Annotated in this window: 17 protein-coding genes, 3 tRNA genes and 1 pseudogene; 6 read left to right on the forward strand and 15 right to left on the reverse strand. The window is 57.0% G+C overall.

The genetic code is table 11. From position 1 onward, the window contains the following. Positions 1–31: 31 nt before the first annotated feature. From ACLH0I_RS07870 to ACLH0I_RS07890, 5 genes are all read right to left on the reverse strand, one after another. Entirely contained in the window at positions 32–1,861 is a 1,830-nt protein-coding gene (locus ACLH0I_RS07870) for a hypothetical protein (protein ID WP_411386728.1), read from the reverse strand. Positions 1,862–1,953: 92 nt separating this feature from the next. After that, positions 1,954–3,336 (reverse strand): MATE family efflux transporter, encoded by a 1,383-nt coding sequence (locus tag ACLH0I_RS07875; RefSeq protein ID WP_411386729.1) that lies wholly within the window; start codon positions 3,334–3,336, stop codon positions 1,954–1,956. A gap of 104 nt (positions 3,337–3,440) precedes the next feature. Continuing rightward, positions 3,441–3,518 (reverse strand) — tRNA-Lys (locus ACLH0I_RS07880). A gap of 50 nt (positions 3,519–3,568) precedes the next feature. Next, a tRNA-Lys gene (locus tag ACLH0I_RS07885) sits at positions 3,569–3,646 on the reverse strand. A 140-nt stretch (positions 3,647–3,786) separates the two neighbouring features. Next, complete coding sequence (locus tag ACLH0I_RS07890) at positions 3,787–4,860, reverse strand: D-isomer specific 2-hydroxyacid dehydrogenase family protein (RefSeq protein ID WP_250962722.1); 1,074 nt, start codon at positions 4,858–4,860, stop codon at positions 3,787–3,789. Positions 4,861–5,542: 682 nt separating this feature from the next. On the opposite strand from ACLH0I_RS07890, the gene ACLH0I_RS07895 reads away from it, so the two are divergent. After that, positions 5,543–5,689 (forward strand): hypothetical protein, encoded by a 147-nt coding sequence (locus tag ACLH0I_RS07895; RefSeq protein ID WP_207965305.1) that lies wholly within the window; start codon positions 5,543–5,545, stop codon positions 5,687–5,689. A gap of 238 nt (positions 5,690–5,927) precedes the next feature. Here ACLH0I_RS07895 and ACLH0I_RS07900 read toward each other — a convergent pair whose 3' ends face one another. Then, on the reverse strand, positions 5,928–6,557 hold the full coding sequence (locus ACLH0I_RS07900) for a LysE family translocator (protein WP_250962724.1): 630 nt from the start codon (positions 6,555–6,557) through the stop codon (positions 5,928–5,930). A 146-nt stretch (positions 6,558–6,703) separates the two neighbouring features. Here ACLH0I_RS07900 and ACLH0I_RS07905 point away from each other — a divergent pair, with 146 nt between their 5' ends. After that, positions 6,704–7,180: an Lrp/AsnC family transcriptional regulator gene (locus ACLH0I_RS07905; protein ID WP_250962725.1), complete on the forward strand. Its 477-nt coding sequence runs from the start codon at positions 6,704–6,706 to the stop codon at positions 7,178–7,180. A 114-nt stretch (positions 7,181–7,294) separates the two neighbouring features. On the opposite strand, the gene ACLH0I_RS07910 is transcribed toward ACLH0I_RS07905, so the two are convergent. Next, the gene (locus tag ACLH0I_RS07910; protein WP_250962726.1) at positions 7,295–7,594 is read right to left on the reverse strand and encodes a DUF3077 domain-containing protein; all 300 of its coding nucleotides are present in this window, start codon (positions 7,592–7,594) and stop codon (positions 7,295–7,297) included. Between the two features lie 660 nt (positions 7,595–8,254). On the opposite strand from ACLH0I_RS07910, the gene ACLH0I_RS07915 reads away from it, so the two are divergent. Beyond that, positions 8,255–8,449 (forward strand): hypothetical protein, encoded by a 195-nt coding sequence (locus tag ACLH0I_RS07915; RefSeq protein WP_250962727.1) that lies wholly within the window; start codon positions 8,255–8,257, stop codon positions 8,447–8,449. A gap of 131 nt (positions 8,450–8,580) precedes the next feature. Then, entirely contained in the window at positions 8,581–8,766 is a 186-nt protein-coding gene (locus ACLH0I_RS07920; protein ID WP_250962728.1) for a hypothetical protein, read from the forward strand. Between the two features lie 189 nt (positions 8,767–8,955). Here ACLH0I_RS07920 and ACLH0I_RS07925 read toward each other — a convergent pair. The 5 genes and pseudogenes from ACLH0I_RS07925 to ACLH0I_RS07945 form a co-directional block, all read right to left on the reverse strand. Beyond that, a tRNA-Gly gene (locus ACLH0I_RS07925) sits at positions 8,956–9,029 on the reverse strand. Positions 9,030–9,189: 160 nt separating this feature from the next. Then, complete coding sequence (locus tag ACLH0I_RS07930) at positions 9,190–10,074, reverse strand: alpha/beta fold hydrolase (protein ID WP_250962729.1); 885 nt, start codon at positions 10,072–10,074, stop codon at positions 9,190–9,192. A gap of 310 nt (positions 10,075–10,384) precedes the next feature. Then, entirely contained in the window at positions 10,385–11,077 is a 693-nt protein-coding gene (locus tag ACLH0I_RS07935; RefSeq protein WP_411386730.1) for a pseudouridine synthase, read from the reverse strand. Positions 11,078–11,112: 35 nt separating this feature from the next. After that, complete coding sequence (locus tag ACLH0I_RS07940; protein WP_250962731.1) at positions 11,113–11,331, reverse strand: cysteine-rich CWC family protein; 219 nt, start codon at positions 11,329–11,331, stop codon at positions 11,113–11,115. Next, positions 11,324–11,929, reverse strand: a pseudogene (locus ACLH0I_RS07945) (GGDEF domain-containing protein); the annotation flags it as partial. The gene ACLH0I_RS07940 and the pseudogene ACLH0I_RS07945, both read right to left, overlap by 8 nt. A 390-nt stretch (positions 11,930–12,319) precedes the next feature. Here ACLH0I_RS07945 and ACLH0I_RS07950 point away from each other — a divergent pair. Next, a complete protein-coding gene (locus ACLH0I_RS07950) occupies positions 12,320–12,721 on the forward strand; it encodes a hypothetical protein (RefSeq protein ID WP_207965312.1) in 402 nt (133 codons plus the stop codon). Positions 12,722–12,917: 196 nt separating this feature from the next. On the opposite strand, the gene ACLH0I_RS07955 is transcribed toward ACLH0I_RS07950, so the two are convergent. Beyond that, positions 12,918–14,030, reverse strand: a complete 1,113-nt coding sequence (locus ACLH0I_RS07955; RefSeq protein ID WP_186730555.1) for an enoyl-CoA hydratase/isomerase family protein — start codon at positions 14,028–14,030, stop codon at positions 12,918–12,920. A 131-nt stretch (positions 14,031–14,161) separates the two neighbouring features. Here ACLH0I_RS07955 and ung point away from each other — a divergent pair, with 131 nt between their 5' ends. Continuing rightward, positions 14,162–14,854, forward strand: a complete 693-nt coding sequence (gene ung / locus ACLH0I_RS07960; RefSeq protein WP_250962733.1) for a uracil-DNA glycosylase — start codon at positions 14,162–14,164, stop codon at positions 14,852–14,854. Between the two features lie 240 nt (positions 14,855–15,094). On the opposite strand, the gene ACLH0I_RS07965 is transcribed toward ung, so the two are convergent. Together ACLH0I_RS07965 and ACLH0I_RS07970 are read right to left on the reverse strand one after the other, a co-directional pair. After that, positions 15,095–16,138, reverse strand: a complete 1,044-nt coding sequence (locus ACLH0I_RS07965) for an AbrB family transcriptional regulator (protein WP_411386731.1) — start codon at positions 16,136–16,138, stop codon at positions 15,095–15,097. Next, positions 16,131–17,645 (reverse strand): tripartite tricarboxylate transporter permease, encoded by a 1,515-nt coding sequence (locus ACLH0I_RS07970; RefSeq protein WP_411386732.1) that lies wholly within the window; start codon positions 17,643–17,645, stop codon positions 16,131–16,133. The genes ACLH0I_RS07965 and ACLH0I_RS07970 overlap by 8 nt, the downstream gene beginning before the upstream one ends. Between the last annotated feature and the right edge of the window lies 1 nt (position 17,646).

Here is a 17,646-nt window from a genome sequence, read left to right on the forward strand (position 1 = left end):
CTCCTGCCGCAGGTCCCCCTGAAAACCCTCATCAATCCAATTTTATTTTGAGGCAGCTCACTATACCGGACAGGTTGTTCCCGAAAGATTCGAAGAACGGTATGAGTCCATGCGGCATCGCCTGATAGATTTCCATCCCGTGATAAAAGCGCCGCAGATAACGAGGCTTCACCGGTAGCCCCATATGAAAAATCGCCTGGGTTATGAACTGCTTTGGGACATTGTTGTAGGTCGCCTTGCAGTTAATGTAATAGGCGCTCAATCCACAGCGCTTGGCGAATTCAGCAACGCTGTCCAAGATGTCCCGCACCCGTTCTTCAGATTGCAGCAAGCGGCCGCCGCCCTCGACGCCGTCAAGCAATAGCCCGGGCACACCTTTGACATCTGCCACGGCAATCAGATTGATACGGCCAATGCGCCGCCCTTGATACCAGACATACAGGCGACATAAATTCGGCTCAACCAAATATCCTGGGGCATTGTTGACAGCGTAGTCACCGATACCGGTACAGGAATAAAACTCGTCGGAGCGACTGTAGTCCTGCCATGGGTTTCTGTTCCAGGTACTAATGAAGCCCCGCTGCCTTGATTGACGTTCCCTTAAACCCTCCCAATCCTTATCGTCGAGATAGGTTCTGATACTTGTTATATTTTCAGGCTCTGCCGATCCAACGCTGTCTCTGGGGAAGGCTACATCTATCATTGACCGCAAGCGGGTTTCGGTGTACTCGGCGTGTCGGTCGAACAATGATTTGTTCCGGTGCACCAAGGTTTGCCGGGCGCCTTTGTCGTAGGTCGCTTCTATAGCCTGTCCTATCAGCGCCCTGAAACGGGCAATACCCATTTCCCCGCCCCAATAGTTGAACGGTAAAAACCAGGCGCCGGCATAAGAATCGGTGATGTGCGCGCGCGCATTGGCGAAAGCGTGTTGCTGTTCGAACCACTTATTGAAATCGTCAATCGCCAACTGATACCGCATATTCTCGATTGTTCGAGAGTCCATGAAGTTTATATTGGAAATGATCGCAGAGATTAACCCTCCATCGAATACCCGGGGTGCATCGATATGCGAGGTCAGACTCGCGGCATCCAATTGATCGAGCGAAGCGGCGATGGTACGCACCACCCCGACCTCCGGCAAACCATTGACCAACAGATAATGGAAGTAGTCGACGTTGTTGTCTGACAGCGCATCAAGACGGTTGTGTACTGTCTGAATGCTATGGTGTTCAAATACCACATCAGCATTTTCCAGCAACGCAACGGCACCAAAACTGCCATAACGAGCGTGCACGGCGCAAATCAATGCCACCAGCGCATCCAGGTCCGTGGCAGGCAAGTGCCGATAGTAGTTCTTGATATGAATGAGCAAAGGGGCGCAGCAAGGGCCTAATGCATCCTTGTGGCGTAGCACGCAGTCCATGGCGGCCTGATAATAAGCCACGCCTACGGCCTCAAGGATCGACTCCAGATCATCGCACGAGGCAGAGTCGGATGTGCCGATCAGGTAGGACAGGCCGCGTGCAGATTGATCCTTGATGGCCAACAGGAATTCTACGAACGCCTGCATATCCAAGTGACGCTTGAGCAGTGGGATCTTTTCTATCAGATACGCCGCGACAAAGGCGCTGTTGCGTTCCAACTCAAGAATGCCGGGCAAGAACCACGTCCATTCCTCATCGCTGAGTTCAAGTATATGGACATGATATTTAAGTACATTGTTGACCAGCGCATCATCGCAGGCAGCAATCCTTGACAGTAATTCACCTACCGCCGTCGCAAGCTCGGCGTCATGTAACTGCTCAAGGCAGTTGATTGAAACTTCATAAGCGTCGATGTAAGTAGCCAGTACTTCACGCATACGCATTTCCCCTCATACCAACCGGTGATGGTTGCAAAAGCTTTGATGATCAGCCTCTCGGCCTGTCTCGACAGGCGTGATGAATGTGGCGACTAGTCGTGTGTAGGGCTTGCGCTCAGTAACGGGCTGTTGGGTTTGGTGACCCGTACCAGCCGTACCATCAGCATCAGCAGCGAAAGGAGATGGCTGAGAATCAATGCCACCCATAGGCCGACTACGCCTTGATCCATGTTGAACGCCAAGTGATATCCACCGGCCACGCCGATCAACCAGGCGGTAATGATATTGATAAGGAAGGGCACCTTGGTATCTTCCAAACCCTTCAATGCGCCCAGCAGCATGACCTGGACGCACTCAACGACGATGCTCAGCGTCGCCAGGCAAACAATCAGGTTGAACTGGGTTAGAAGATCAGAGTTCGAGGGGGCTTTGACGTCGAAGAACATGGATGCGACCAACGTGGAGTCGAAAAATACGATAAAGGCAAAAGGCAACAAGACCAGTATGCCGACCATGGATGCCACCGCCGTCAGTTTCCGCACCTTGTGCACGTTATCCAATGCATGCTCTTGAGCGACACGAATGGCAATGGCTTCACGAACCCCTTCAACCAGCATGTATATTGGAAAGATATAGGAGAACACCAGTTGCGCCGCTGCCAGCTCCAACGTGCCCACGTTCTCTGTAAAGAACATAAGGACGATGAACATCAGTGAAATGACCAAGCTATTGGCGGAGAGTGGCAACCCCATCGCCAGGTATTTTTTAATCAGGGAAAGTTTAGGTGCCGCCCAGCCCGTGAAGATTGCGTATGCCTTGGCGGATCTGCGATTGCTCAGGGAGTAGAGCCCGATCTCCGCAGCCAGCATTCCCCAGCTTACCAAGGAGGTCGAAAGTCCCGCACCGTATGCACCCAGCCGCGGAAAACCGAACTCACCGAGAATCAGTGCGTAGGAAATCACCGCTTTAAATACGCTGGCAAACAGCGTGATATAGAAAATGGACGAAAAGTCGGAAACCGCCGCTGAGTGGTCCCGCAGGACGCAAAACAACGCTAACGGCAAGATTGAGTAGACCGCGCCTTGTGCGTATTGATCAGCCTGGAAAGACACCGCTGGGTCTATATTGAAGGCAAGCAGCAAACTGCCAAGGTTCAAGGTCAGCAGAACGACTGGCAGGCTAAGTAGAACGCACATGTAGAAACCATGTTGCACATGCACTTCCACGGCCCGTTTGTTCTGGATTGCGTCGTACTTGGCTGAAAAAACCGCAACCATGCCAATGACGCACAAGCAAATGACATTGGCGGCGTCGAAAACAATGCGAGCACCTAAACCATAGCCAGCGATTTCATCCGCACGAAAACGGCCCATGAATACGGAGTCAACGAATGCCATCATGCTCTCAATCAGATAGACGATTGAAAGTGGTACCGCAATTTTGATGATGCGCCGACTCTCTGCAACCCACTGCATATCCTGCATCCTTCATTCAAATCACCACAGACGAGAAGATATAAATGCTTGCAAGCTATTTAAATTGTCTCGCGCTGAGCTGAACAAACCGAGCTTCCGATAATTGGTGGAGGAGAGTGAGACTCGAACTCACGACCACCAACTTAAGTAGTTGGCGCCCAAGCCACCGGGCGTTCTCCCCCGTTACATGCCTTGCCTCTCGAACGCGAAGCAACCGCGACCGAATAAAAAATGGTGGAGGAGAGTGAGACTCGAACTCACGACTACCAACTTAAATAGTTGGCGCCCAAGCCACCGGGCGTTCTCCCCCATTACATGAGGTGTGTGTCGGCCGCGAATGACGACGACCGAAAAAAAGCGGTGGAGGAGAGTAATCCCAATTCACTCCACCCATTTAAGTCGCTTAAGTCCGCTGAAGATGTTGTTGCGTTATAGCGTTATTCACGCCACTCAGTCTTTCAGTACTGCGGCGTGGAATGAAACAGCGCTGGCACGTTGTGCATGCTTGGCCATATCCAGGTTCCGGTTGTAAAGATGTTCGTCTGTCCCATGCTTGAGATAGTGCATGACCGAGCTGATTGCCACGCCCGCCATCTCATCCCACACGGCAGCAGTCGACGCCCCTATGTAGGGGGTGCAGATGAAACGGTCATCAGGCAGCTCAAGCATGGCGATCGGCATATTGATCGCCTCGCCATTCTTGATGAGTGGTGGCATATCCCAGTTCTTGTCGTCGAATGCGGCCCCTGCAATTTTCTGCTCGAGCAGGGCCTTGTAGAGCGCCCGGCCATCAACCAACGAGGCCTCTGATGTATTGATCAGAATGGCGGAGGATTTCATCAGGGCAATTTCCTGCTCTCCAATGAGGCCCAAGGTGGAGTCGTTGTACGGACAGGCCAGAATCACAACGTCACTACTCTCCAGCAGGGAGGTCATCGACAAGCGTTGGGCCTGGGTGTCGCGTTCTATGTCGGGCTTCTGCGAGTTAGCGGTGTAGACGATCCTGGACTTGAACGCATCGTGCATCATCCGGGCAACCCGGGAGCCGACCCTGCCCAAACCGATGAAGCCGATCACCGCATCCTTGAGAAGGGGAGTATCCATTTCATGCAGGCGACCTTTTTTCTGCTCGGTGTGGAAGTAGATCAATTTTCTTCTTAGCCCGATAACCAATCCCATGAGGAACTCGCCCATGGCTTCGTACATCACTTTCAAGTCTGGCGTATTGGTAACCGAGATACCCAGGCGGTCAGCTGCTTCAATATCGACCAAGTGCTCGGCCCCCGTAGCCAGGCATGCCACGAGCTGCAATTGGCCAGCGTGCTGCAGAATCTCTTCGGTCAATATTTCCTCACCGGCTTGAATGTAAACATGTGCCTCGGTGATTGCAGAGATAATCCGCGCCTGATCAGGAAATGATTCATGGATCAAGTTTACGTCGTAATGCGTTGAATTAAATTTACAGATTTGGTTTTGATCCAGGCGATCAGCTCCGGAAATAACTACTTTGATGCGCTCTGACACGGCAATATCCTAGGATGTAGCGTTGCGAAAATGGTTTTTAATATGAATATAACGTATGTTCAAGTGGCTGCAGAGAAGGGTGTCAACATGAAATATATCCTTTTGGATCTGGCGTGTACTACGCCAAAGAGTAGTCAGTGATCGTTGTTTCGTGGGTAAGATTTTCAGTGCCTTGAAAATGCGTTGCCATATAAAATGATAGTTTGCTTCGGGTGTCAAATTTCCCTTTGTAAGTTTTTAAGGCTTGATGGGGTTACTCGTCGGTGGGCGTTTGTTTGTACGTTGTTGATGGTAAGTTTCGCGGATGAGCGTTATCTGCCTGAATAATAGTTTTGTTTGTTCTGATTGTGTTGGAGTCCTGTGTTGCCTTGTTTTTCAATGTCCAACAAGTTGTTTCTCAGGAGCGGTTGTTCTGCCACGACTGAGCCAATGACGGAGAAAGGAAGTGGCATTATTTCAAACCGCAAACCTTAATGATTGCGATGTGGCGCTTGATCGGTGCCGTACGTGACACATTGGGACCAGCCGTCGGCGATTGCGCCTGTCGGGTGCGACGGCAACGAGGCGGTGAAACAGCAAGTCGCAAACATCCGCCGTCATTCATCGCCCGGCACGATGGTCATTCGCAACCATTGGGTCTCTTGCAGGTCACTCCTGAAAGTCCTCATGATTGGAGTACACCATGAATTTCATCCGCACCTTCTGCCTCGCCTGCTGCCTGTTTGCCTTGCACGGCTGCTTCGACAACTCGGATAACGAGACCAAGGACAATACTGACGGCACCAAGTCTTCGGTGCAGATGCAGGAGTCCAAGTCTGAAGATAAATAGATGTCATAGCCCTGGCGTGGCTAAGAAAAACTGTGGGAGCGAGCTTGCTCGCGAATGCGTCGGGTCAGCCAAGATCAATGTTGAATGACACACCACTTTCGCGAGCAAGCCCGCTCCCTCAGGGGATTTGCGGTGAATGCGTTACCTGAGAACAACTCGGAAAAATGTGGGAGCAAGCTTGCTCGCGATGGCGTTTGATGTTCATCCCACGATCACCGCGTTGGTTTATCCACAGCAACTATGACTGCTGTACAAACGTCAGCCGTACCGCAAACCCAATCAAAAGACTCCCAAACAACCACTGCTGCACGCGCTGGGCCGAAGGCGAGCGCTGAAGCCAGCGGCCGAGTGCCACGCCGACCAACGCGTAGGCGCAGTCGAACAGCAGGCCGACGCCGACCAGCACCACGCCCAGGATCGCGAACTGCCCCAGCACCGACCCGGCCTGTGGATCAATGAATTGCGGTAACAACACCGAGCAAAACAGCAAGGCCTTGGGATTGAGCAGGTTCGTCAGCAGCCCGCGTTGAATGGCCTCGTAATAATGCCGTTTCCCAACCTCGACAGTGGCGCCTTCAAAATTCGGCAGCAACGTGGTCCGCAGGCATTGAAAGCCAATCCATAACAGGTAGGCAGCACCGGCCAGGCGGACAACATCGAAGGTCCATGGCGCGGTCTTGAACAAGGCCGAAAGCCCTAATGCCGCCAACGCAACATGACACCCACGAGCAACTCCCAGGCCCACCGCCGTCGCCAACGCCGCGCCCCTGCCCTGACGGGCACCGGTTTGCAGCAGCAGGATCATGTCCGGCCCGGGCAACAGATACGCCACCGTCAACGCCATCAAAAACAACCCGAGCCCTGCCATGCCACCCCCCTTTTTATCAACGATTCGCAAGTGCCAAGTCTATGGCTGACGGGCAGGGCAGGTGGTTGCGAAGACAGCTTCTAAAGCGTCTGAAATTGGCATAATCTGCCAAGCATCTGCGTCATACAATCGGAAAATGCCAAGTCATGAAACTGGACGCCTTCGACCGCAAAATCCTCGTCGCACTGCAACGCGACGGCCGCCTGAGCAACGTGCAACTGGCTGAAGAAATCGGCCTGTCCCCGTCACCCTGCCTGCGCCGCGTGCGGATGCTCGAAGAGGCGGGGGTGATTCGTGGTTACCAAGCCGTCCTGGACCGCGACGAAGTGGGCCTCGGGCTAACGATCTTCGTCGGCGTCAAGGTCGAACGGCACAACGACGAGCGAGCCGAAGCATTTCGCCAGGCAGTGACGGCATTGCCCGAAGTGATTTCGGCGTTCCTGGTATCGGGCGAGTCGGATTTTCTATTGCAAGTCGTGGTGCCGGACTTGCGGGCTTATGACCGTTTTGTCACAGGGCAGTTGTTGAAATTGCCCGGGATCAGCGACATCCGGAGTAACTTTGCGATTAATACGGTGAAAACGCCGGGGGAGTTGCCGTTGGGGCATTTGCCGGGGAGCTGAGCAATGGATGACACAAATTAAATACAAAAAGCCCCGCTGCGAAAAACGCCGGGGCTTTTTGTTTTGCCGTCAGGTGGGAATCGTGCTGCTCCCATTCTCAAACGGACTGTCCGCCTATTGCTTCTCCTCTTTTTTTCTAACTTCAACTTCCGTTCTTGGCGTAATGACTTTCACAACGTCATCAATCACCGCCTTGCTCATTTCCAACAAAAAATGCGCAGCCCAGGCGTAGCGGTCGGTGCTCTTTTCAAACGCCGCGTCTTCGGCAAGCCGGTGAGCGAGATGCAAAAGATCCGACGCCCGTTCCAATGCTTCTTGGATGGGTACGCCGCCGTTGACACGGAACAGTGCTCGATCAGCGGAATAGTTGAAGGGGGTGTAGCCGATGGTTTTGAGGGTTGTGTCTTCATTCATGGCCTGCCACCGTTGATCGAGAAACAATAGGTTCGAGGCCTGAGCTTTGGCTGGTTTGAAAATGATTTGATTTGCTGCGAGGTACGCATTGTCTAGCTCCCGTGAAGCGAGGTTGCGTGACTCACGGGTTTCCAAGCCCGATCGCTGATTTGCAGCGACGTCTGGGAGAGTAGCCATCGAAGGGCAAGGGCAACAAGACGAAAACTCGCCGAAAAGCAAAGTAAGCGCACCCCCTACGCAGTTTTCGGATTTTGCCTACAAATCTCCCCTGGGGCCATGCCATACGTGGCGAGGGAGCTTGCTCCCGCTGGGCTGCGCAGCAGCCCTCTCGTGAGCGCTTCGCACTCAAGCGGGAGCAAGCTCCCTCGCCACGGGACTCATTTTTCTCAGGGTTATTTCCGGGATTGGCTCTACCTAAAAACAAGGGCCAACAAACCGATCAGTTGACCGAAAAGCAGTTGATTCTCTGTCGTACACAGGTCTCTGATCTTGCCTACAAACTAAGAGGCAGCCGCCCGCTATCCACAACTGCTCAGATAGGAAATAGTACTCCACGAACGAACATACGATTGGCAGTGAGCGGTTGACGTCCGATGGATTTTGCCGGCTTCGCGGTAAGCGACGCTTAGGACGATGGCTTAAACCCTGGAAGAATGATCGATGCTTCAGAATGACCGCGATAATTTAGAGCTCGATAAACTTTTGATCGAAACCCGAAAGTTGTTGGCTGAGACTCGCAAGCTTACGGCCGAAGAAACGAAGCTGAAGAGCGAAGCCTTCTGGTGCCCATACGCAGTAGGGGCAGGGGTAGCGACCGCCATTGTCGCTGTTGCGGGTTTTGGGATTAAAATCTGAGCGCTGGTTCGCCACAATGAGCCAATACTCTCCCTGCATTCGGGTACTTGAGCTCTGCAAGCACGCGGCTCACATTGTTCGAAAGGGTTCACAGACTCAGCAAGGCCCGCGGCCTCAGAGGAGAAAGAAACATGCCTACACCTCGTAGTTATCGAGCAAGCATCGAGCAATTGCATCAAGAAGTAGAGGCGTTAGCTGAGGAGATGAGACGCCCGGCGCCGACCACAGTCCGCGTTACGTTGTTGCCATTCAGCATCGGTGTTACGTTCGCCCTGACTCTGTTTGCCGTTGTCGTTTTTGTCGCAAAACATGTTTGATTGTCTGTCGCTCAGATACTTTTCGGCATAGCCTATTCGATTGGGTCGGCACGCTTGCCGCCCTGGATCCTCGGCGCGACCGTCGGGGACGCAAACCCCACAAAACCCCAGACCAAAAAAAACCGGCCACCAAGAGCCGGTTTTTTTAATCCCCCGTCAAAAACGCACAACACGGGACCAAAATTCGATTGGAGCGGGTGAAGGGAATCGAACCCTCGTTATCAGCTTGGGAAGCTGGAGTAATGCCATTATACGACACCCGCTCAGAGCGGCTGACTTTGTACCAGATGTGGACACGGATTTGAAGTATTTCTTCACACAGCGTGCGACTAGTCGTCTACGCGAGCCTCAAACCAGAGCGGTCGTTGGCGGGCAAGCCCCTGCGCTGAAGGGGGAAAGGGGCTTGCTCGCCAGGACTCGGTTTCAGATGGCCAGTGCATGGTAGCCCTGCACGTAGCTGTAGCGCGGTCGGCTTTCGTGGGGTTCCGGTGTGAGGAAACCCATCAGGGCGTTGCGGCTGTCGCGGCAGGCGGCTTTGTGTTCCATGTCCAGGAAGTGCCCGGTGGCTTGCAGCGTGCTGAAGGTGCTGTGCTCGACGTGGTTGGCGAACAGCCTGGCGTCGTCGGCCGAGGTGTATTCATCCCATTCGCCGTTCAGGAACAGCACCGGCACGTTGATTTTCTTGGCCGCGTTGACATAGCACTGTTGGTCGCTGTGGAGCACATCGGTGATGTGGAAGTGCATCTGCCCGTACTCGTGCTCGGCCAGGCTGCTGACATGGCGATAGTTGAAGCGCTTGAACAGCGGCGGCAGATGCTTGCCGATGGTGCTGTTGACCAAGTGACCGACACGGTCTCCGTCCAGGCTGCTTAGGTAGTCCACACCACGCTCTAGATAGTCGCGCATCGGCGCATTGAGCACTGGCGAGAACGAGCTGATCACCGCTTTTTCGATGCGCCGTGGCCGTTGGGCCAGGGCGCTCAGCGTGGCGGCGCCGCCCCAGGAAAACGACAGCACGTGCTCGGCGGCGAAGTGGTCGATCAGTTCCAGGAGGATCTGCCCTTCGATCTCCTTCGTCAGCATTCTCTCGTGCCGATTGTGGGCCTTGGACTTGCCCGCGTAGGGCTGGTCGTACAGCACGACGTTGAATTGCGGGTAGAGGTTTTTGGCGGTCTGTGCAAACGACGCGGTGGTGGCCATTGAGCCGTTGACCAGGATGATGGTCTTTTGTGCGGCGTCTGCGCGATAGAACTCCGTGTAAACCCGATACTGACCCTGTATATCCAGCACAGCGATTTCTGGCCTCATGTCATAAGACTCCTGGCAAGCGGGTATGCGCGCAATAAGATTGCACGGGCAATGTGACAGGTAGGCATACGCCTGGAAGATAAGGCCCATGTCGATCCATGAAAGCCGGTCGACGGGTATTGTTATGGCGGGCAGTTTGCCGGACGGATAAGGCGGAACCTGAGGGTTCCCGCCGGCAAAAAGTTTCTTAGAGGTATGAGGTGACTAGTCGGTCACATTTCGGCCGACGGTTTGATTCAAGCAGGGGGGCGACCGTTGCGCAAGTCCCTATCGGAAAATTGTTCGACACTTCTGCCCAGCGGTCGTGGGGTCAGATGAGCTGGATTTCTTCAGGGCGCAAGGCCCGGTATTGACCCGGCGCTAAATGAGCGTCCAACACCAGCGGGCCCATGCGCTCGCGGTGCAGGCGCAGCACCTTGTTGTTGAAGTGGCCGAACATGCGTTTGACCTGGTGGTAACGTCCTTCCACGATGCTCAAGCGCGCCGACTTTTCCCCCAGCAGTGTCAGTTCTGCCGGCTGGGTGGTGAGGTCTTCGAAGGCGAAGTACATGCCTCGGGCGAAGGTGTCGGTGTATTCGGTGGTGATGGTTTGCTCGGTTTCGACGTAGTAGACCTTGGGCAGTTTGGTCTGCGGTTGGGTCAGGCGTCGGGACCAGGTTCCATCATTGGTGATCAGCATCAGCCCGGTGGTGTTGAAATCCAGGCGCCCGGCGATATGCAGATCGCCCTTGTCCGGTTCGTCCAGCCAGTCGAGCACGGTAGGGTGTTGCGGATCGCGCGTGGCGCTGACACAGCCGGGCGGCTTGTGCAGCATGAAGTAGCGCGCCGGTCGGCCGGCTTGCAGCACGTCGTCGTCGACTTCGACGCGACTGAACTCACGTACCGGGGCATGGGGATCGCTGACGGTCTGGCCGTCGATTCGCACTCGGCGTTCCACCAGCAACAGGCGCACTTGTTGGCGATTGAATCGCGGCAGATTGCTGAGGAAACGGTCGACGCGCATGGGCAGTTCAGGCAGGGCAGCGGAGGGCGGGCATCTTACGCGATTGGCCGGGGCTTGGCGCGCAACTGGATGTCGACCTGCGCGCAATGCGGGCACAAGCAGGACTGATCCCGCAGCTCGGTCGGCAATGCTTCGAGCACGGCCGGGTCGATGCTCACGCTGTAGCACCAGCAGGGCCGGTCGGCGGTTCGAGGATCGGCCAGGGTGCAGTCGTTGGCGCCGCCGCAGGCCGGGCAAAGGTCGGGTTTATTCATAGCTGGAGTGAGGCATTTCCACACAGGTTCGGTTGCACCCGGTTTGCCGGGCGCGTTGCAGCGCATGATCGGTCCGCGACAGCAGGCTGTGCAAGGTGTCTTCGTCTTGTAGGGTGGTGAGGCCGAGGCTGACGGTAACCCGCAGTTGCTTTCCACTGCAGAAATAGCGCTGCTTTTCGATGTGCTGACGAATTTTCTCTGCGATTTTCAGACCGGTCTGACCATCGGTGTCCTTGAGCAGGACGACGAAGGCGTCGGCGCTCCAACGACACACAATGTCCGAATGCCGCAGGCTCTCCGTCAGGTTGCGGGCGAAGCCGGTGAGCAGTTGATCGGTGGCGATATGACCGTGGGTGGTGTCCAGCTGCTTGAAGTCGTCCAGCTCCACCAGCAGCGCCGTCAAGGGTTTGGGTTCGCGCTGGGCTTCGTGCAGGGCTTGCACGGCCAGCAGGTCGAAGCCACGGCGGTTCGGCAATTCGGTCAGGCTGTCGAGGGTGGCCTGGGCGTCGATGCGCTGTTGGTAATTGTTGATAAGCCGATAAAGGATGGCCAGGACCGTCAGCGTCACGAGCACGCCGATCAGTAGATTCACGAACAACGTCTTTAGGATGTGTTCCCGTAGCGGGGCATGGGCGGCGTAATAGCCCAGCAACGTAATGATCAGGAAACCAGAACCGAGCAGCGCCACCACGGCCAGGAGCGGCTTGCGCTGGGAATATAACGGCGAACGGAGCGACATGGCGATTCCCTTGGCGCAGACCCAATGAAATCAGTTTAGTGGCCTTGTGGGAAAAGACAGTCGGATTTGCCACGTTTGTGGGGGCATTCAAAATAGTGGCCGAAACTGGGCAAAGCGCTACATGTTTCAACTTATTGCACAAACGCACCAGATTCCAATTCTGCTGTCTGAGTAAGTGTCAGTCACACAACGTTGACTGCCGCCCATCAGCGTCGCTGATGTGGCCCATTCGCGGTCCAGGAGGCCGCCATGTATCGACGACTGCTGCTCATTGCGTTTCTTGGCCTGACTCTTTCGGCATGCGTGCCCTACTACGACGGAGACTCGAGCTACTACCGTTCCGAGGTCTACACCTCACCGGCGCCGGTCTATTACAGCGGTGGCGGGAGTTACTATTCGGCACCGCGCGGCTATTACGCTCCGCGATACTACCAACCGGCGCCGCGCTATTACTCGGCACCGCGCTACTACCAACATGGTCCACGCCATTACTCGCCACCGCGAGCGGCGTACCGGCCTTATCCACACCGGGGCGGCTGGGACGGTCGCGATCGGGGTGGCTGGAACGACGACCGTCGTGGCCGTGGCGGACGTGACCGTGGACATGATCATCGGGGACGGGGTCATGATGGACGGGGCAATCATCGGTAATGGACTGGCAGCAAAAAGCGGCGCATGAAGCGCCGCTTTTTTGTGCCTGCGATAACCTCGACGGAATACCACTTGTGGGAGCGAGCTTGCTCCGGGCGGCGATCCGACGATGGCGTCAGGTCAGCCAGCATTCATGTGCCTGCCATACCTCCATCGCGAGCAAGCTCGCTCCCACAGGGGGCTCCTTCTGGCTTGCTTATTCGTTAGATAAGTCCGCCAACGGATGCCTGCCTTCCCATGCCTTGTGAAAGTGCGCCTCGACCGCCGCTTCGGGCACGTGGTTGATGTCCGGCCAGTGCCAGCGCGGTTTGTGGTCCTTGTCGATCAAACGCGCCCGCACGCCTTCGCTGAACTCCGGATGACGGCAGCAGTTGAGGCTCAAGGTGTATTCCATCCGGAACACACCGGCCAAGGACAAATGCCGGGCTCGGGCAATTTGCTCCCAGACCAGGTGAGCGGTCAACGGTGAGCCTTCGCTCATGGTCTTGGCGGCCCGGGCGATCAGCGGATCAGGGTGGTCTACCAACAGGCTGAGGGCTTTCCAGGCGCAGCGCACATCACTGACATCCAGCCACTCGTCGATTTTCGGCCGCCGCGGCAGCCATTGGGCTTCGGGTAGTTGGGTGATGGCTTCCTGTTGCAAGGCCTTGAGCAAGCTGTTGAGCTGCATCTCGGTCTGCTCCTGCCAGTTGAGTTGCAGCAGGCCCTCGATCAGATCGTCCTGTTGTTCGTCCAGCAGAAAGCGGTCGGCCAGGCCCAGGTCGATGGCGTCCCGGGCGTTCATGTGGGCGCCGGTCAGGCCGAGAAACAGCCCGAGCTTGCCGGGCAGGCGCGACAAGAACCAACTGGCGCCGACATCCGGGTAGAGGCCGATGCTGATCTCCGGCATCGCCAAGCGACTGCTGGGCGTGACGATGCGGGTACTGGCGCCTTGCAGCAACCCCATGCCGCCGCCCAGTACATAACCGTGGCCCCAGCACAGTAGGGGTTTGGGGTAGGTGTGCAGGTTGAAGTCCAAGCGGTATTCCGCTGCGAAGAATTGCGCCGCCAGCGGCGGTACTTCGCCGGGATGCGCGCGGCAGGCCTCCACCAGGCTGCGCACTTCGCCGCCGGCGCAGAAGGCCTTGGCACCATTGCCGCGCAACAGCACACACACGACCTGCGGCTCTCGGGCCCAGGCATCGAGGCGATCACGCAAGGCGTTGATCATGGGCAGGGACAGGGCGTTCAGGGATTTTTCGGCATCCAGCGTGGCGATGCCGATACGGGCACCGTCGATGCCGGTGAGTTCTTCGAAGTGCAGATTCATCGTGACCTCGATCAGAAATTTGAATGTTCAGTATGACCGCTGCGTGGGAAAGTGCCGGTTCTGCGTCAGATCAATTGACAAGCCCTGTAGGCTTTCCTAGGGTGCGCCCATTGTTTTTACCGGATGCAACCATGACTGCTGACGACCGTATCAAACTCGAACCGAGCTGGAAGCAGGCCTTGCGTGCCGAGTTCGACAAGCCCTACATGGCGGAGTTGCGCGAGTTTTTGCGCAGTGAATACGCCGCCGGCAAGGAAATTTATCCACCGGCACCGTTGATTTTCAATGCCCTCAATTCCACGCCGCTGGACAAGGTCAAGGTGGTGATTCTCGGCCAGGATCCGTACCACGGTCCAGGCCAGGCCCATGGCTTGTGCTTCTCGGTGCAACCGGGCGTGCCGACGCCGCCGTCGCTGGTGAACATCTACAAGGAATTGAAGCGCGATTTGAACATCGACATTCCGAATCACGGTTACCTGCAAAGCTGGGCCGACCAGGGCGTGTTGCTGCTCAACACGACCCTGACCGTGGAGCGCGCCAATGCCAACGCCCACGCCAAGAAAGGTTGGCAACACTTTACCGACCGGGTCATCGAAGTGGTCAGCGAACACCAGCCGAACCTGGTGTTCCTGCTGTGGGGCGCCCATGCCCAGGGCAAGCAGAAGTTGATCGATGCGACCAAGCATTTGGTGCTGACCTCGGTCCACCCGTCACCGCTGTCGGCCCACCGTGGCTTCATCGGCTGCGGGCATTTCAGCCGAACCAACAAGTTTCTCCAGCAGCATGGCGAGCAGCCGATCGAGTGGCGGTTGCCGCCGGTTTAAACGGTTGGCAATAAAGACCCCATCGCGAGCAAGCTCGCTCCCACAGGGTTCCAGGGCAACACAAATCCCCTGTGGGAGCGGGCTTGCCCGCGAAAGCGGTGGATCAGCTTGCATCAATGGTGACTGTGCCGACGCCTTCGCGAGCAAGCTCGCTCCACATTGATCTTCAGCAACCATCAGATGTGGTGCACCGTAAATCCGATGTGGGAGCGAGCTTGCTCGCGATGAAGGCCACTCGGTCTACAAGTCTGAACCCGACCTGCTCGTCCAATACCTGAACAACGGCTCCGCCAGGAACAGCACGAACAACAACCGCATCACCTGCAACGCCGTTACCAATGGCACCGACAGTTGCAGCGTCTCCGCCGTCAGGCTCATTTCCGCGATGCCGCCGGGCATCATGCCCAACGTCAACGAACGCAGATCCAGGTGGGTCAAGGTGCTCAAGCCAAGGGCTGCCAGTGTGGCGATCAGCATCGTCAACACCGAGCCAACCAACGTACGCCCCATGAATGACGGTGCCCGACGAAAGAACTGCCGGTTGAAATGACAACCCAACCCGCTGCCGATCAGCCACTGGCCAAGCTGGCTGGCGCCGTCGGGCAGGCCAATGTGCAGGTCCCAACCGATACTCACCGCCGCGCTCACCAGCAACGGCCCGAACAACCAGGGATTGGGTTGGCGCAAGCGCTCCCAGACCCAGGCGAGCAGGGCGCCCGCCGGGAACAGGATCGCCAGCCACAGCCAGTCCACCGTCGTGGCGTGTTGCATCGGCGTACCTTCACCCAACAAGTACTTGAAGGCCGCCGGCACACACAACACCACCACCAGCACCCGCAGGCTCTGGCCCGCTGCAACGCGGCTGAGGTCCGCGCCGTTGCGGGCGCCGAGGTTAACCATTTCGCCGGAACCGCCCGGCATGCTCGAAAAGAACGCGGTGGCACGGTCCTCGCCAGTGCGACGCATCAGCCAGACACTCACCACGCTGGACACGCTGGTGATCAGCGCGCCGAAGAAGATCAGGCCGAAGTGGCTCAGGACTTGCTCCATCACCACCGGCGTAAAGTGCAGGCCGATACCGATGCCTACCACCCATTGGCCGCATTTGCGGCCGCCGGGGATTTCCATCAATTGCCAAGGCGTGAGACAGCGCACCAGGATGATCGCCAGCAACGAGCCGACCATCCAGGGCAAAGGCCAGCCGATCAGGCTGGCCAGGTAGCCGCCGGCCAGACCGACCAGCGGTGTTCCCCACCATTGTCTGAAGGTTGTTGCCTCAGACATTGGCCAGGGCACGACGCTGGGCACTGCGACGACGCCAGATGCGCAGCAGCGGCAGGAACAACATGATCGCCGTCAGGATCCAGCAACCGAAGGTGATCGGGCTCGACCAGAGGATCTCCAGCGCACCGTTGGAGATCGACAGCGCACGGCGCAGGTTCTGCTCCATCAGCCCGCCGAGGATGAAGCCCAGCAAGACCGGCGACAGTGGGAAATCCAACTTGCGCAGGATGTAGCCGAAGATGCCGATGCCGATCATCAGGAACAGGTCGAACGTGGTGGCATGCACCGCATAGACGCCGATCCCGGTGATGATCGCGATGACCGGTACCAGCGCCCAGTTTGGCACGGCCAGGATGCGGGTGAAGATGCGGATCATCGGGATGTTGAGGATCACCAGCATGATGTTGGCGACGAACAACGAGGCGATCAGGCCCCAGACGATGTCCGGCTGTTGCTGGAACAGCAGGGGACCGGGGGTGATGTTGTACAGCGACAGCGCGCCGATCATCACCGCCGTGGTGCCCGAGCCGGGAACGCCGAGGGTCAGCATGGGCACCAGCGCACCGCAGGCTGCGCCGCCGATGGCAGTTTCCGGCGCCGCGAGGCCACGCTTGTCGCCCTGGCCGAACGTGCCACTGGCGCCGGCCATGCGTTTTTCAGTCATATAGGCCACGGCACTGGCCAGGGTCGCGCCCGCGCCAGGCAATACGCCCATGATGAAACCCAGCACGCCGCAGCGGATGTTCACCCAGAACACCGAGGCGGCTTCCTTGAAGTTGAACATCATCCGCCCGGTGGCTTCCACCGCTTCCTGGCCGCGATGGGTTTTCTCCAGCAGCAACAGAATCTCGCTGATGGAGAACAGGCCCAGCACTAGCACGACGAATTGGATGCCGTCGGTCAAATGGATGTTGTCACCCGTAAAACGGTAGACGCCGCTGTTGGCATCGATCCCGACACTGGAGAGGAACAGGCCGATCAGCGCCGCGATGAAGGTCTTGAGCGGTCGATCGCCGGCCATGCCGCCGAGGCAGACAATGGCGAACACCATCAGGACGAAGTATTCCGCCGGCCCGAACGCAATCGCCCATTTGGCCAGCAGCGGTGCAAACAACACCATGCCGCAGGTGGCGATGAACGCGCCGATGAACGAGCTCCATGCCGATAGCGACAACGCCACCCCGGCCAGGCCTTGGCGGGCCATCGGGTAGCCGTCCAGGGTGGTCATCACGGTGGAGGCTTCACCGGGGATGTTGAGCAGGATCGAGCTGATGCGCCCGCCGTATTCGCACCCCAGGTACACCGCCGCCAGCAGGATCAGCGCCGATTCCGGCGGCAGCCCCAGGGCGAAGGCAATCGGGATCAGCAGCGCCACGCCGTTGATCGGTCCCAGGCCTGGTAGCAAGCCGACCACGGTGCCGATCAGGGTACCGCTCAGTGCTGTGACGAGGTTGTAGGGGGTCAGTGCAACGCCAAAACCCTGGCCGAGATAATTCAGGGTATCCATA

The organism is Pseudomonas sp. MPB03 (assembly GCF_046605385.1).
In the GTDB taxonomy this organism is placed as follows: domain Bacteria; phylum Pseudomonadota; class Gammaproteobacteria; order Pseudomonadales; family Pseudomonadaceae; genus Aquipseudomonas; species Aquipseudomonas zanjanensis.

Bases quoted from the DNA above. Each gene is read 5' to 3' on its own strand.
- ACLH0I_RS07930 (WP_250962729.1), bottom strand. From the start codon at position 10,074: ATGAGGCCAGAAATCGCTGTGCTGGATATACAGGGTCAGTATCGGGTT.
- ACLH0I_RS07955 (WP_186730555.1), bottom strand. From the start codon at position 14,030: ATGAATCTGCACTTCGAAGAACTCACCGGCATCGACGGTGCCCGTATC.
- ACLH0I_RS07940 (WP_250962731.1), bottom strand. From the start codon at position 11,331: ATGAATAAACCCGACCTTTGCCCGGCCTGCGGCGGCGCCAACGACTGC.
- ACLH0I_RS07900 (WP_250962724.1), bottom strand. From the start codon at position 6,557: ATGGCAGGGCTCGGGTTGTTTTTGATGGCGTTGACGGTGGCGTATCTG.
- ACLH0I_RS07910 (WP_250962726.1), bottom strand. From the start codon at position 7,594: ATGAATGAAGACACAACCCTCAAAACCATCGGCTACACCCCCTTCAAC.
- ACLH0I_RS07875 (WP_411386729.1), bottom strand. From the start codon at position 3,336: ATGCAGTGGGTTGCAGAGAGTCGGCGCATCATCAAAATTGCGGTACCA.
- ACLH0I_RS07905 (WP_250962725.1), top strand. From the start codon at position 6,704: ATGAAACTGGACGCCTTCGACCGCAAAATCCTCGTCGCACTGCAACGC.
- ACLH0I_RS07920 (WP_250962728.1), top strand. From the start codon at position 8,581: ATGCCTACACCTCGTAGTTATCGAGCAAGCATCGAGCAATTGCATCAA.
- ACLH0I_RS07970 (WP_411386732.1), bottom strand. From the start codon at position 17,645: ATGGATACCCTGAATTATCTCGGCCAGGGTTTTGGCGTTGCACTGACC.
- ACLH0I_RS07935 (WP_411386730.1), bottom strand. From the start codon at position 11,077: ATGCGCGTCGACCGTTTCCTCAGCAATCTGCCGCGATTCAATCGCCAA.
- ACLH0I_RS07870 (WP_411386728.1), bottom strand. From the start codon at position 1,861: ATGCGTGAAGTACTGGCTACTTACATCGACGCTTATGAAGTTTCAATC.
- ung (WP_250962733.1), top strand. From the start codon at position 14,162: ATGACTGCTGACGACCGTATCAAACTCGAACCGAGCTGGAAGCAGGCC.
- ACLH0I_RS07915 (WP_250962727.1), top strand. From the start codon at position 8,255: ATGCTTCAGAATGACCGCGATAATTTAGAGCTCGATAAACTTTTGATC.
- ACLH0I_RS07950 (WP_207965312.1), top strand. From the start codon at position 12,320: ATGTATCGACGACTGCTGCTCATTGCGTTTCTTGGCCTGACTCTTTCG.
- ACLH0I_RS07895 (WP_207965305.1), top strand. From the start codon at position 5,543: ATGAATTTCATCCGCACCTTCTGCCTCGCCTGCTGCCTGTTTGCCTTG.
- ACLH0I_RS07965 (WP_411386731.1), bottom strand. From the start codon at position 16,138: ATGTCTGAGGCAACAACCTTCAGACAATGGTGGGGAACACCGCTGGTC.